Source organism: Phyllobacterium phragmitis, from assembly GCF_002980495.1.
Taxonomy (GTDB): domain Bacteria; phylum Pseudomonadota; class Alphaproteobacteria; order Rhizobiales; family Rhizobiaceae; genus Paramesorhizobium; species Paramesorhizobium phragmitis.
This window is the reverse complement of record NZ_PVBR01000087.1, coordinates 1-545: the sequence shown is the minus strand read 5'-3', so window position 1 is coordinate 545 and position 545 is coordinate 1. Positions and strand designations below refer to the sequence as shown.

1 protein-coding gene is annotated in these 545 nt (G+C 60.6%); it reads left to right on the top strand.

Features of this window, described 5'->3' with window-relative positions; all coding sequences use genetic code 11:
* Nucleotides 1-545, top strand: a 545-nt coding sequence (locus C5748_RS27450) for a glycosyltransferase family 2 protein (protein ID WP_146119659.1), incomplete at both ends; no start/stop codon positions are given.

Sequence of the window (545 nt, the reverse complement as noted above, 5' to 3'; positions counted from 1 at the left end):
TCTCAATCGACGTGGCTATCGCCTTTTTCAATGAAGATCCGGCGTTGATCGAAGCCAGTATCGGAAGCGTACTGGCGCAAGATGGTGTGCAGGTCGGTCGCGTCATTGCCGTGGATGACGGTTCGCGGTCGGCGGAGACGTCCAGGCACCTGGAGGACATTTTTCGCGATGAGCCTACTGTGCTGGTGATTCGGCGCGAAGAGAACACCGGCAAACGCCACGCTCTGGGTGTCGCCTTCGACCATATGGTCTCGTCCTATGCCGCATTGCTGGACTCCGATACGGTTCTGGAACCGGCGGCATTGGCCAACCTTCTCGCGCGCATGGATGACCGGACAGCGGCCGTCACCGCCAACATCAAGGCGCTCAATCGCGACGACAACTGGCTGAGCCGGTTGATCGATGCCCGCTACCGCAACGCCTTCATGGTGGAGCGCGCGGCGCAGTCGGTGATGGGGGCCGCGCTCTGTGCGTCGGGTGTCTTGTCCGTCTATCGCTCGGACTTCCTGCGGGCAGTCAAAAACGAATGGATGGAACAACGCTTC